The following is a 12870-nucleotide window of genomic DNA, read 5'->3' as shown; positions in this document are numbered from 1 at the left end:
TGACTTCAGATAATCTCTACAATTGATACAAATACACCCGCCGGAGGGTCTCCGGCGGGTGTATCTCGTTTTGCGAGAATTAGTTGCGCGGGGACAGGTGAAGACCTGCAATTGTGCAGCGCACAGAACCGCCAGCCAGCTCAAGCGTTGGGATAGCAAGCGGCACCAATGTTGCAGTCGCTGAGATCCTGTCGCGTTGCTCTTCTGTCAAAATATCATAGGCAGTTTGCGAAAGTGCGAGCAGGGGGCCATCCTTGCCCATCAGCTCAATTGCATTTCCTGCAAAACCTGAGATCTGAGCATTGCTCAGTTCAATCACATCCCGACCGGTGGCTTCAAGACGTGCCACAACTTCTGAGCGCCGCGCCGTATCCGTGATCATGTCTGTACCGATCAGCGCAAAGTTGGTTCCAACACACATCAGCACGTTTGTATGATAGATCGACGTGCCCTTGTCGTCTTCAGCAGCAAACACCATCGGCTCAAAGTTGAAGTGCGTGCAAAAGCGTTCCAGCGCGATTGGGTTGGTTCTGTCGCTCTCCACCGCATAGGCAACACGATCAATATGATCGAGCACCATTGCGCCAGTTCCCTCAAGATAAAGCCCATCCTGCTCAAGGCCGGAATAGTCGATGACATCCTGAACACGGTAATCGGACTTCAGCATTTCAAGGATGTCATGACGACGCTCCAAACGGCGATTTTCTGCCTTCATCGGAAAAATAGCAACGTGTCCGCCAGCATGGGTAGAGAACCAGTTGTTCGGGAAAACACAATCTGGAAGTCCCGGAGTATCTCCCTCAAACACATGAACGCGCACACCGTGAGATTCAAGCTGCTCCACCATTGCAGTATGCTCATCATAAGCCTGCTTGGCGTGCTCTGAATCTGTTGTGATCTCAGCCTGAAAAGCGTTGTCAGCAGCAGTCTCCGCATTCACTGAAAAGTGGTGCGGGCGAACCATGATGACGGCGCCGGGCGCTTGAACGGATGTACGGTTCATGCAGCGTCTCCGCTTTCCGGTTCTGCACGCATTACCATGCCAAACAGGTCACGCGGATCATCAGGATCGGCCAGCATATCAAGGTCATGGTACAACCCTGTGCCCTTAAGCTGGTCACGAACGTAGCGAAGGGCGGAGAAGTCCTCAGTTGCAAAGCCTACACCGTCAAACAGCGTGATTTGACGCTCGTCTTTGCGGCCCTCTGCCTGACCCGTGATCACTTTCCAGATCTCAGTGACAGGGAAATCCTCAGGCATCTGCTGAATTTCGCCTTCGATGCGCGTCTGAGGGGGATATTCAACGAAAACATCAGAGCGGGTCAGGATACCACTGGCAAGCTCAGTCTTGCCCGGGCAGTCGCCACCAATTGCGTTTATATGCACGCCAGTTCCAACCATATTGTCGGAAAGCACGGTGGCATTCTGCTTGTCGGCGGTGCAGGTGGTGATGATCTGTGCGCCAAGAGCCGCTTCTTCTGCGCTTTTGCAGGACTGCAAGGTCAAACCGCGACCTTCCAGATTGCGCATGAGTTTTTCGGTCGCTTTGGGATCAACATCGTAAAGCCGCAGGGTTTTGATCCCGCAGATTTCCTTCATCGCCAAAGCCTGAAACTCTGACTGTGCACCGTTGCCGATCATCGCCATGGTATGAGCATCTTTAGGAGCAAGGTATTTTGCCACCACTGCTGAGGTCGCTGCTGTGCGAAGCGCTGTCAGCACGGTCATTTCAGTCACAAGGACAGGGTAACCGGTATACACATCTGCCAGAAGACCAAATGCAGTAACAGTCTGCAGGCCTTCCTTAGTGTTCTTTGGATGCCCGTTAACGTACTTGAAGCCGTATGTCTCGCCATCCGAGGTCGGCATCAGCTCGATAACACCTTCTTTGGAGTGGGAAGCCACCCGGGGTGTCTTGTCAAACAGCTCCCAACGACGAAAATCTTCTTCGACGTAGTCGGCGATGCCCGAGAGCATTTTCTCAATGCCAATGTGATGGACCAGCTTCATCATATTGTCGACACTGACAAATGGAACGAACGCGAGTTCTGACGGGGCAGGGGCTGACATGAGCTTTCCTCAAGTAATTACAATTTCCCTAGTATCAACTGTGCAAATTGCAAAAAACATATCAATCTTGCTAAGTATGAGAGATAGTTTTTGACAGATTGCTAGGTTAATTTTATATTATTGCTAAACTTATGGGTTGAGAGCACTTATGAAGCAAAACCATACGGCGAAACATATTTATGATGAACTCGACCGGCAATTAATCAGCCTTCTGCGTTTGGATGGCCGTGCTCCAGTCTCCAAACTTTCACAGATTATGGGCGTCTCACGCGCAACAGTACAAACACGCATGGACCGGCTGCTGGAAACAGGCGCTCTGCTTGGTTTTACGGCACGAGTGCGTGAAGATTATGACAGCGGCGAGATCAGAGCTGTCATGATGATCGAAGTGATGGGACGAAACACCACCCAGGTCATCCGCAAACTGCGCGGTCTGCCTGAACTGCAAGTCCTCCACACAACGAGCGGCAAATGGGATCTGGTCACAGACATCCGTGTCGAAAACCTCTCAGAATTCGACCGCGTCCTGCGTGAAGTCCGCCTGATCGAAGGCGTCATGAACAGCGAAACAAGCATCCTGCTGTCCAGTGTTTGACTGCTAACGCCTACAATCCATGCAGCAAGGCCTTGATGAACCACTCGACCGCTTGTCGGTGCGCTTGGGATTTGCGCGAAGCGATGTAAAACTCTGATGTCCAAGTCAGATCTGGATGTTCCAGAAGGCGCATTTCGCCGGTGTTGACCCACTGGGTTGCGTAATGATCGGGGAGGACACCGAGGAACTTCCCACTCAAAATGAGAGCCGCGGCTGCTTCCATATTCGTGACAATCGCTTTGGGCTCTGGGGCTTTGGCATCTCGTGCAACGATCATGTCGTAGGAGCGCTGGCACACAGCGTGATTATTCAGGATGTCCGGCGAGATTTCATCGGTTTCACATGCAAACAAGTCATGTGCCTGACCACAATACATGTAATGGTTCTCGCTGCAGACCTTGATGTACTCAAGCTCATCGCGCTTTCGTTTAAACGGTGCAATTGCGATATGCAGACTTCCCGTGATCAAGCCTTCTTTCAAGTCGTTTGGCGAGGCAACAACCAGTTCCAGATTGACGTCGTTCTCCTTTGAGAAGAATCGCTGCAACGCAGGTACAAGCGGAAACCCCGGAAGGCTGATCACCGTGTCGACAATGCCAATGCGCAGCTGTCCGGTAATCGTCCCACGCAACTCAAGCAGTTCAGCGTCGAAATCCTCAACAAGGCGGATAATTTCGCACGCTTTCTCATAGGCGATCTTACCGCGTTCAGTGAGTTGGAAACCACTGCGACCGCGCTCACAGACGCGATATCCAAGCGCAAGTTCCAGATCCCGGATGCGGCAGCTGATCGCCGATTGAGATATACCCAGCCTGAACTGCGCCTCAGAAAAACCGCCACATTCCACGACAGCACAAAATGCTTCGAGCAGATTGTTTCGGAGAAGTTTCATCTAATGATCTTCCTGTTCTCAGATAATTTAATTACATTGATATATTTCATGTAAACATAACTTATTTGATATTTTTTCTAGGTTCAACATCTAGTGTGCTAGCGGCGAGGAAGATTGGGAACTAGTTCTGTGGGAGGATGAAATGAACTCAATTCTTAAATCGCTAAAGACACTAACAGCTGCAATGGTTCTGGGCACAGTCCCGCTAAGCGCTTATGCAGAAGACTGGAAATTCGCCATCGAGGAAATTCCAGGCTCGATCATGGATGCCTATGCGCAGGAGTTTAAAAAGCGCATTGAAACCAAGACCGATGGGGACGTGACCATCACGATCTACCCGATGGGAACGCTTGGCACACCAACGGATACGGTAGAGCAGGCGACGGATGGCCTCATCCAGTTCACCAACGTATCCATCGGTAATCTGGGCACCATCGTCCCGGAAAGTCAGATTTTTCTGCTGCCATATCTCTTTCCATCTGACGCCAAAGCAGTCTCAAACATTCTGAACAACTCTGAGACCATTTACGGTGATCTGAACGAGGATTTCCGCAGGCGTGGCCTGGAAGTCCTGACCATGTATTCAGAAGGTCCTCAGGTCTGGACCACCAACAAAGAAATCCGCAATCCGGATGACTTCTCCAACTTCAAAATGCGCGTTATGGTCTCTCCGATTTTGTTGGAGACCTACAAGAATATGGGCGCGAGCCCAACACCGCTGCCATTTGGTGAGGTCTTTGGCGCACTGCAGCTTGGTGCGGTAGATGGACAGGTAAACCCTGTTCCAACCATCGAAGAGATGAAGTTCTATGAGGTTACGGATTACTTGATCTGGGCTGGCGAACAGGAACTCGTCACCACCGTTGTTGCCGGAACTGACTGGTTCGACACACTCTCTCCAGACCGTCAAAAGCTTGTTAAAGAAACAATGGCTGGAATGTCAGGTTTCATTGATGGTGTGGTCGCTGACTTCAACCAGAAACGTCTCGACACCATTAAGTCGAACAAGCCTGAGATCAATCTGGTGGTCCTCTCAGAAGAAGAACGCAACGTCTTCCGTGCTCGCAGTGAAGCAACGGCCAGTGCCTATGTAGACGCTGCCGGATCTCGCGGTGAAGAGCTGTTGAAGACCTTGAAAACTGAGATTGCATCAACTCACCAATAATAGGAAGTCCCACATCCCATCACTAAAAGGCGGGGTGTGGGTACACTGGAGGAGGGTAAAGATGGAACCCCGTTCTGTCCCCTTTAAGCTCCTCGGGAAAGTTGACGGTGTGATTAGCAAGATTGAGGTCTTCATCCTCAGTTGGGGCGTTATCGCCATGGCCGTCAACACCATCGCAAATGTGTTCGGGCGCTACGTCTTTCACCAGTCGATCTATTTCTCCGAAGAGCTCAATGAGTTTCTGATCGTCATCATCACCTTCATGGGGCTTGGTTACGCCACACGAAAGGGCATCCATATCCGCATGTCGGCCATCTATGATGCTCTGCCTCAGAAGCTTCGCAAGATCCTGATGATTTTGATCACCATAACAACCGCAACCATGATGGCGACGCTGACCTGGTATGCCGTTGAATATGTAGCGAAAGTTGCCAGCCGGGGCCGGGTCACGCCTGCACTGCAGGTGCCGCTTTATCTGACTTACATCTGGGTGGTTATCGGGTTGGGCTTAGCAACCCTCCAATATCTCTTAACAGCTCTGCGAAACCTCAATCTGTCGGAAGAGGAAATCTACGTCTCCTATCTGGAGGTCGACAGCTATGAGGATCCGGAAACGGCCGCCGCAGTTGCACGCTTCGTTGAGAAGGAAGAGGAGACCGCAAAATGACAGAGCTCATGCTAACAGTCATGGTCGTTCTGCTGCTGTTCGGTTTCCCGATGAAAATGCCGCTGATCTCGGCAGCCTTTATCGGGTTCCTGATCTACTTCCCAAACTTTAGTCCGCAGATACTGGTCCAGCAGATGATTGGCGGGGTCAAACCCTCTGCCTTGGTCGCAGTCCCAATGTTCATCCTTGCCGCTGATATCATCACACGTGGTCATTCCGCTGATCGCCTGATTGATGTGGTGATGCGCTTTATGGGGCACATCAAGGGCGGGCTGGCCATCTCGGTAACCAGTGCCTGCGCATTGTTCGGGGCAGTTTGTGGCTCTACGCAGGCAACCGTTGTTGCGGTTGGCGGCGCGATGCGGCCACGTATGCTGAAGTCTGGCTATTCAGATAGCTTCACCATTGGGTTGATCGTCAACGCGGCTGATCTGGCTTATCTCATTCCGCCATCTATCGGCATGATCATCTATGGTGTTGTGTCCGGCACATCGATCTCGCAGCTTTTCATCGCTGGCATCGTTCCGGGCCTCATCATCGTGGTGTTCTTTTCTGCCTATTGCATGTGGCATGCGTACAGACACGACATCCCCGTACTGGAAAGGTCTGACTGGGGAGAGCGGTTTGATGCGGTAAGGCGCGCACTCTGGCCCATGGGCTTCCCATTGATCATCGTCGGTGGAATTTATGGCGGTGTCTTTTCACCAACAGAAGCTGCGGCCATCTGTGTGCTGTACGCCGTTGTTCTGGAAGCCTTGATCTTCAGATCCATCCGCCTTCGCGATCTGCCGGATATCGCTCTGTCGACGGGGGCCATCACCTCGGTGGTGTTCATCCTGATCGCAGCGGGCGCGGCCTTCTCCTGGACCCTATCCTTCGCGCAGGTGCCTCAGACAATCATCAGTTCGCTCGGGCTCAATGAGGCTGGACCGATAATGACGCTGACGGCGATCATTCTGGCGTTCTTCATCGGCTGTATGTTTGTCGACTCCATCGTGGTGATTTTGATTTTGGTGCCAATCTTTGCCCCACTGATCAAATCAACGGGTCTTGATCCGGTGCTGGTTGGAGTACTTATCACACTGCAGGTTGCCATTGGAGCTGCCACACCGCCATTCGGGTGCAATCTGTTCACGGCAATTGCTGTTTTCCGCCGACCATTTGTGGATGTTGTCCGCGGAGTTCCCCCATTCTTGCTGATCTTGCTGCTGACAACAGGGCTTGTGATGGCATTCCCACAAATTGCGTTGTTCTTGCCAGAACTCGCCTACAGATAATGAACTAACGGAGAAGAAATATGTCTGATCACGGCTATAAATCCGGGCGCCTCAATCTGCCATTCGTTGGAATCTCGACCTTTGGAAAAAAAGAGTATGTGTCGGATTGGGATCAAATTGATGCGGATGTAGCGGTTCTGGGTGCACCGTTTGACTTTGGCGCACAATGGCGCTCAGGCGCACGTTTTGGACCACGTTCCGTGCGCGAAGCGTCCACGCTGTTTTCATTCGGCCATGCTGGTGCGTACGACCATGAAGATGACGCCACCTATCTCAGCAGCGATGTCCGTATCGTTGACATTGGAGACGCGGACATCATCCACACCAAGACCGTTGAAAGCCATGCGAACATTGAGTTTGGGGTCAAGAAAATCCTCGATGCTGGTGCGCTTCCTGTAGTGATTGGCGGTGACCATTCAATCAACATCCCATGCATCCGCGCCTTTGAGGAAGATTGTGCTGAAAAAGGTCCGATCCATGTAATCCAGATCGACGCACATCTTGATTTCGTTGATGAACGCCATGGCGTGACGGAGGGCCACGGCAATCCTATGCGCCGTGCGATTGAGAAAGAGTATGTCTCAGGAATGACCCAGTTGGGTATTCGCAATGTGTCCTCCACCGCCAAGGAAGGCTATGACGATGCTCGCGCAAGAGGCTCTGACATCCTGTCGGTCCGTCAGGTGCGGGAGCTGGGAGCAGAAGCTGTACTGGAGCGCATTCCGGCAGGCGCGCGTTACTATGTGACAGTTGATATCGACGCCTTCTGCCCGTCCATCGCATCCGGTACGGGTACCCCAAGTCACGGTGGCTTCCAGTATTACGACGTGCTTGAAATTCTGCAGGGCCTCAGCAAACGTGGTGATGTGGTTGGCATGGACCTTGTGGAAGTAGCTCCTGCCTATGACCCATCTGAATCCACGCAAATTCTTGCAGCCCAGCTTCTTTTGAACTTCATCGGCTTCATCTTTCACAACAAGAAAGCCGCGGTAAGCGCACCAGAAACTGAAACTGCTTAAAGCCGATAGGAACGACGCCCATCGCGGCGCGAATTAACACTGTGCACGACAAGAAAATGGCCCCGGATCTGAAACAGATCCGGGGCCATTGCATTTCTTCAAATCTTTGCGTGCTCAACGCACAATCTAGCTTCGAGGCTTCAGGTTCTCCGGGTCGTAGAGCGGCGCATATCCCACTCCGGCAACTTCAACCGGATAGATTTCATCGAAGTAAGACACCTCCAGCTGTCGCCCTTCCTCGCAGTATTCCTGCGGCAGATAGGCGAGGGCTATGTTTTTGCCGATGCTCGGGCCGTAGGCAATGGATGTTGTATAAGACCGCCGTCCCAGATCATCCACCAGTGTCTCCCCCGTATCCGGATGCATCACAGGCAGGTTGCCAACTGGGTAGCGCGCGACGCCGTCTTTATCGGTGTTGTCTGTCATCACCAGTGTACACAACGTGGCAGGCTGAGCCTCACGGGCGCGATACTCTGCGTGCTTATCTTTACCGCGGAAGTCAGCCGTTTTCACCTTAGGCCGGGATAGGTCGGCCTCAAATAGGTTGTACTGCGTGTGCAGGTCCGCATTTTGCAGGCGTAATGACTTTTCCAGGCGCCGCGAGTTTGCATAGGTCTCAACACCCACGGCAATCACGCCAATCTCGCGCAAAGCATCCCAGACAGCCAAACCATCCTCATAGCGCATATGCAGTTCCCACCCTTGCTCACCCACATAAGAGATGCGGAAAGCAGAGACGGTTTTGCCAGCAATGGTGATCTCGCGAATAGCTGCAAACGGGAAGTTTTCTGGTGTAAGGGCGTCAGGGTCCTCAACGACCTTCTGCAGGTTTTCACGAGCGTTTGGCCCCCAGATACCAATGGTCGTGTAATCCTCACTCACATCTGTGATGGAGACATTCCAGCCATTATTATCTGCAACACGCTGCATATAGACAAGATCACGCGGTCCAGCATCTGCTCCATTCACCAGTCGGCACCGGTCTTCCATACGAAACACCGTGAAATCAGCACGCACATGGCCATCATCATCCAGCATATGTGTGTAAATGCCTTTGCCAATATTCTTGTCACCGCCGATTTTAGCTGCGCACAGCCATTCCATCAGGTTAACGTGATCTGGACCCGAAATGTCAGTCATGTGAAAATGAGAGAGATTGATAATGCCGCAATCCTCGCTCATCTCCAGATGCTCCGCATTGGAAACACGCCAGAAATGGCGCTTGTCCCATTCGTTCTCACGCTCAGGCACACGGTTGCCATGCTTGTTCAGCAAGTGCTCATTGGCGGCATAGCCATGGGCACGTTCCCAACCTCCAAGCTCCATGAAGTAGCCACCAAGCTCAACTTCCCGCTCATAAAACGGTGAGCGACGGATGCCACGGGCATTGGCGAAAGGTTCGCGGGGATGAACAGGTGGATTGTAGATCTTCTTCGCAGTCTCCCAGCACCGGTCATGGATGTACTGCTCCTTGAGCTGGAACTCGTTGAAGCGGGAAAAGTCCACCGAGTTATGGTCCACATGGGTTTTGCCATAGGTCATCCAGTCAGCAATCAGCTTGCCCATGCCAGGACCGTCTTTAATCCAGATGCCGACAGCATACCAAAGCCCGCGCAACTTCCGGCTTTCTCCCATGGATGGACCACCGTCAACAGAGGCTTGTAAAAGCCCGTTGAAGGAATGGCTTTCATTGAATCCGAGCTCAGCCAGAACCGGCGTCAGCTCCATCGCCTTTTCCAGCGGCTCAATCACATCCTCAAGCACCAGATCTCGCTGGGAGGGAGACAGACGAGCCTGCTCTTTTTCCAAAATGTCACGCGGATGCACAAGGCGAGGGTTTTCCTCGTAATAGTAGCCCCATTCAATCTGCCCGCCCTCTGTACTCTTCGGATCACCCGTATCACGCATATAGGCAGAGTTGCCCTGATCGCGCAGCAAAGGCATGCCGATCTCAGCACCTGTGCCTTCAAACTCATTATAAGGACCGAAGAAAGTCAGGGGATGGTCCACTGGCATGACAGGCAAATCCTCGCCAGCCATCTCCGCAATAAGGCGCCCCCAAAGGCCAGCACACACCACAACATGGTCAGCATGGATGGTCCCGCGCTCTGTCTTCACCCCCGTGATACGGCCATTATCTGTGATGAGCTCCAGCGCCGATGTGTTGGCAAAGATCTTGAGCTTCCCGGTCGCTTCACCCTGATCGATAAGCTTGCCTGCAACCGTTTGAGAGCGCGGAACAACAAGACCGGCATCAGGATCCCACAAGGCGCCTTGGATCTGATCTTCTTCCAAAAGTGGGAATTTTTCTTTGGCTTCAGCAGCACTGATGATGCTCACATTGGTGCCAAAGGCTTTGCTTGAATCCACTCGGCGCTTGAGCTCGCCCATGCGCTCATCATCATCCACGCGAGCAACTTCCAACCCACCGATACGGGCGTAATGACCCATCTTCTCGTAAAAATCCATGGAATACATGGTGGTCCAGCAGGTCAAAAGATCGTGGCTGGTGGCATAACAGAAATCAGAGGCGTGAGCTGTCGATCCGATGTCTGTCGGAATGCCGGATTTATCGATGCCGACAATGTCGTCCCAGCCATTTTCAATCAGATGATGGATGACGGAAGCTCCAACAATGCCGCCAGCGCCAACAATCACAACTTTCGCTTTGTTAGGAAATGCGGACATGTTTTCGATCCTTTACTTCTATGAATTCTCGGTGCGTTGGCAGAGCAGTGTTGGGTGTGGGGAAGTGGCCGCTAGGAGGTAAAGACCACCGTGCTGTTGTTGTTCAGCATGACGCAGCCCTCCAGATGAAATTTGACGGCTCGTGCAAGAACGCGGGATTCAATATCCCGGCCTGCGGCCACAAAATCTTCAGCCGTCATGCCATGCGTCACCCGTTCAGTTTCCTGCTCGATGATCGGACCTTCATCCAGATCCGGCGTCACATAATGAGCGGTCGCACCAATCAGCTTCACTCCGCGATCATGAGCCTGATGATAGGGCTTTGCCCCTTTAAAGCTTGGCAGGAATGAATGGTGGATGTTGATGATCATGCCAAAGAACTTGCTGGACATTTCATCGCTCAGCACCTGCATGTAGCGCGCAAGGATAACCAGTTCCGCATTTGTTTTTTCAATGAGATCACTCAGCTTGGCTTCCTGCTCAAGCTTGTTCGCCTTGGTGATAGGCCAGTGATAAAACGGGATCCCCTCGTGGTCGGCAACGCCTTGGCTGTCCGCGTGGTTGGACACAATGGCGACGACATCGGCGTCAAGCCAGCCCACTTTGATCTGGTAAAGTAGATGCAGCAGCGCATGGTCAAATCTGGAGACCATGATGATGACCTTGGGACGACGTGAGAAATCTTCCACCTTCAGCCGCATTTTAAACCGGTCAACAGCAGGCGACAGGGCCAGCTCAAGCGCTGCTTTGTCGATGTGCTCAGGCACACGCACGGCAACCCGAAGGAAGAACTGGTTTGTCTTGCGATCACAAAACTGGTTCGCCTCAACAATATTTGCGCCGCGAGCAGCCAGGGCTGACGTCACTGTCGAGACAATGCCCGGTTGATCCACACAGGTGAAGCGAAGGATGAAGGATGTATCACTCACTAAACAGGTCTCTCCTAATCAAAATCCCAAATGAAACAAAGCGTTTCGCTGAACTCTTTGCATCTTCAAACTATCAATTTGGAGAGGTTTTACGCTCATAAATAGGAGATTTGCGTCAGATAGGGATTACCCCTACGACATTTGATTGAGCATCCATCAACACATCACGTCTGATCAATTTTTATGCGAGTGCAGATGGAATGCGTAGCCAAGCTGACTCAAATTAAGTATAAATACTGCATGGGCTTAAGCGTGGTCGCCAAAGCCCATAAATCCGGCCTCCTGACGCAGGTTAGGAGACTGGGCATGATGACGAAATTCGAGAAAGACGCAGGCCAGCATGGTCAGACCAACTGGAAAAATACGCCGCTGAAGACACGTTAAAACTGACCTGGATTGGATGGGCTCAGGCCGCAGACAGGCAATGTAATCATTGCAGTTTGTCGGTCTGAATATAAAGAGAAGCATCTCGTATGACACAGGCACTATCGCATCCGACCAACGCTTTGCGTAAACCAGTTTCCAAGCAGGAAAAGACCCGTCTTTCTGTTGGGTTTATTCTCGCCAAACGCTTCACCCTTTGCGCATTTGCCAACTTCGTTGATGTCCTTCGTCTCGCAGCAGATGAGGGTGATCGAAGTCGCCCGATCCTGTGCAATTGGACCGTCCTGTCAGACACTATGGACCCGATCCCATCCAGCAGCGCCGTCTCCGTTCACCCCAAAGAGCGACTAGGAGATCCGCGACGTTTCAACTACATCGTTGTGGTGGGCGGTCTCATTGATGAGAGCACGGAGTTCAGCCCGGCCTATCAAAACTTCCTGAAAGAAGCTGCCGCCGCCGGAATTCCCCTTGTGGGCGTGTGTACCGGTGCGTTTTTGCTTCATCGGTCCGGACTGCTGGACGGCTACAAAAGCTGCGTCAGTTGGTTCAGCCACTCTGATTTTAAAGAGCAGTTTGATGGCCTTGATCCGGTCACCGACCAGATCTTCGTCGTTGATCGTGACCGTCTCACTTGCGCAGGTGGTGTAAGTTCCGCCCATCTTGCCGCCTATCTGGTGGACAAACATGTAGGCCGCGCACATGCCAATAAAAGCCTGCACATCATGATCATTGATGATGCCCATCAGGCCGAAAAGCCTCAACCCGGCATCCCGCTTGATCTGAAAACTCAAAACCCCATTGTACAGCGCGCTCTGCACATCATGCAGCAAAACATTGACACGCCGATCTCCATTCAGGAAATTGCGCAGCGCATGGGCAAGAGCAAGCGCCAGATAGAACGTTACTTCCGCCTGTCTTTGGAAACATCACCACAGGTCGCTTTTCTCAATATTCGGTTGGATTTGGCGCGCCACTTGATCGAGAAAAGCCAAAAATCTGTTGCACAAATTGCGGTTGATTGTGGTTTTTGCGATTCATCCCACCTCAGCCGCATGTTCCGCCGCCGGTACAGCTGTACGCCGCAGGTCTTACGACGCGTCTCTGTGACAGAAGAGAAAGTCGCCTAAAAAAATGCCGCCGAACCTGAAAGGTTGCGGCGGCATTGAAAGTTAAGAGGCTAAGTT

Annotated in this window: 12 protein-coding genes; 7 read left to right on the top strand and 5 right to left on the bottom strand. The window is 52.1% G+C overall.

All coding sequences use genetic code 11. The features are described 5' to 3' along the window. Positions 1–79: 79 nt before the first annotated feature. Both PsW74_RS07140 and PsW74_RS07135 read right to left on the bottom strand, forming a co-directional pair. Entirely contained in the window at positions 80–1003 is a 924-nt protein-coding gene (locus PsW74_RS07140) for an arginine deiminase-related protein (RefSeq protein ID WP_063288605.1), read from the bottom strand. Then, positions 1000–2070 (bottom strand): ornithine cyclodeaminase, encoded by a 1071-nt coding sequence (locus PsW74_RS07135; protein WP_057465181.1) that lies wholly within the window; start codon positions 2068–2070, stop codon positions 1000–1002. The genes PsW74_RS07140 and PsW74_RS07135 overlap by 4 nt, the downstream gene beginning before the upstream one ends. A 148-nt stretch (positions 2071–2218) precedes the next feature. Between PsW74_RS07135 and PsW74_RS07130 the strand changes: the two genes are divergently transcribed. Beyond that, positions 2219–2665 (top strand): Lrp/AsnC family transcriptional regulator, encoded by a 447-nt coding sequence (locus PsW74_RS07130; RefSeq protein WP_057465180.1) that lies wholly within the window; start codon positions 2219–2221, stop codon positions 2663–2665. A 10-nt stretch (positions 2666–2675) separates the two neighbouring features. Here PsW74_RS07130 and PsW74_RS07125 read toward each other — a convergent pair whose 3' ends face one another. Further along, entirely contained in the window at positions 2676–3557 is an 882-nt protein-coding gene (locus tag PsW74_RS07125) for a LysR family transcriptional regulator (protein ID WP_057465201.1), read from the bottom strand. A 142-nt stretch (positions 3558–3699) separates the two neighbouring features. On the opposite strand from PsW74_RS07125, the gene dctP reads away from it, so the two are divergent. The 4 genes from dctP to speB all read left to right on the top strand — a co-directional run bounded on the left by dctP (position 3700) and on the right by speB (position 7685). Then, positions 3700–4722: a TRAP transporter substrate-binding protein DctP gene (gene dctP / locus PsW74_RS07120; RefSeq protein ID WP_063288606.1), complete on the top strand. Its 1023-nt coding sequence runs from the start codon at positions 3700–3702 to the stop codon at positions 4720–4722. 61 nt (positions 4723–4783) lie between these two features. Next, entirely contained in the window at positions 4784–5389 is a 606-nt protein-coding gene (locus PsW74_RS07115; protein WP_063288607.1) for a TRAP transporter small permease, read from the top strand. After that, a complete protein-coding gene (locus PsW74_RS07110) occupies positions 5386–6666 on the top strand; it encodes a TRAP transporter large permease (protein WP_063288608.1) in 1281 nt (426 codons plus the stop codon). Before PsW74_RS07115 ends, PsW74_RS07110 begins: the two co-directional genes overlap by 4 nt. Before the next feature lie 20 nt (positions 6667–6686). Next, the gene (gene speB / locus PsW74_RS07105) at positions 6687–7685 is read left to right on the top strand and encodes an agmatinase (RefSeq protein ID WP_063288609.1); all 999 of its coding nucleotides are present in this window, start codon (positions 6687–6689) and stop codon (positions 7683–7685) included. 126 nt (positions 7686–7811) lie between these two features. On the opposite strand, the gene PsW74_RS07100 is transcribed toward speB, so the two are convergent. Then, the gene (locus PsW74_RS07100; RefSeq protein ID WP_063288610.1) at positions 7812–10373 is read right to left on the bottom strand and encodes an FAD-dependent oxidoreductase; all 2562 of its coding nucleotides are present in this window, start codon (positions 10371–10373) and stop codon (positions 7812–7814) included. 71 nt (positions 10374–10444) lie between these two features. Continuing rightward, positions 10445–11302: a formyltetrahydrofolate deformylase gene (gene purU / locus PsW74_RS07095; protein WP_063288611.1), complete on the bottom strand. Its 858-nt coding sequence runs from the start codon at positions 11300–11302 to the stop codon at positions 10445–10447. A gap of 240 nt (positions 11303–11542) precedes the next feature. Between purU and PsW74_RS28845 the strand changes: the two genes are divergently transcribed. Both PsW74_RS28845 and PsW74_RS07085 read left to right on the top strand, forming a co-directional pair. Beyond that, positions 11543–11686, top strand: coding sequence for a hypothetical protein (locus PsW74_RS28845; RefSeq protein ID WP_193758293.1), 144 nt, complete (start codon positions 11543–11545; stop codon positions 11684–11686). A gap of 89 nt (positions 11687–11775) precedes the next feature. Then, entirely contained in the window at positions 11776–12813 is a 1038-nt protein-coding gene (locus PsW74_RS07085; RefSeq protein ID WP_063288613.1) for a GlxA family transcriptional regulator, read from the top strand. Positions 12814–12870: the final 57 nt, after the last annotated feature.

The sequence above is a fragment of the Pseudovibrio sp. W74 genome (assembly GCF_001623085.1).
Lineage (GTDB): Bacteria > Pseudomonadota > Alphaproteobacteria > Rhizobiales > Stappiaceae > Pseudovibrio.
The sequence above is the reverse complement of the archived record's forward strand: the minus strand, read 5'-3'. Positions and strand labels throughout refer to the sequence as shown.

Coding starts and splice junctions, on each gene's coding strand:
- PsW74_RS07140 (WP_063288605.1), bottom strand. CDS start 1,003: ATGAACCGTACATCCGTTCAAGCGCCCGGCGCCGTCATCATGGTTCGC.
- PsW74_RS07135 (WP_057465181.1), bottom strand. CDS start 2,070: ATGTCAGCCCCTGCCCCGTCAGAACTCGCGTTCGTTCCATTTGTCAGT.
- PsW74_RS07130 (WP_057465180.1), top strand. CDS start 2,219: ATGAAGCAAAACCATACGGCGAAACATATTTATGATGAACTCGACCGG.
- PsW74_RS07125 (WP_057465201.1), bottom strand. CDS start 3,557: ATGAAACTTCTCCGAAACAATCTGCTCGAAGCATTTTGTGCTGTCGTG.
- dctP (WP_063288606.1), top strand. CDS start 3,700: ATGAACTCAATTCTTAAATCGCTAAAGACACTAACAGCTGCAATGGTT.
- PsW74_RS07115 (WP_063288607.1), top strand. CDS start 4,784: ATGGAACCCCGTTCTGTCCCCTTTAAGCTCCTCGGGAAAGTTGACGGT.
- PsW74_RS07110 (WP_063288608.1), top strand. CDS start 5,386: ATGACAGAGCTCATGCTAACAGTCATGGTCGTTCTGCTGCTGTTCGGT.
- speB (WP_063288609.1), top strand. CDS start 6,687: ATGTCTGATCACGGCTATAAATCCGGGCGCCTCAATCTGCCATTCGTT.
- PsW74_RS07100 (WP_063288610.1), bottom strand. CDS start 10,373: ATGTCCGCATTTCCTAACAAAGCGAAAGTTGTGATTGTTGGCGCTGGC.
- PsW74_RS28845 (WP_193758293.1), top strand. CDS start 11,543: ATGGGCTTAAGCGTGGTCGCCAAAGCCCATAAATCCGGCCTCCTGACG.
- PsW74_RS07085 (WP_063288613.1), top strand. CDS start 11,776: ATGACACAGGCACTATCGCATCCGACCAACGCTTTGCGTAAACCAGTT.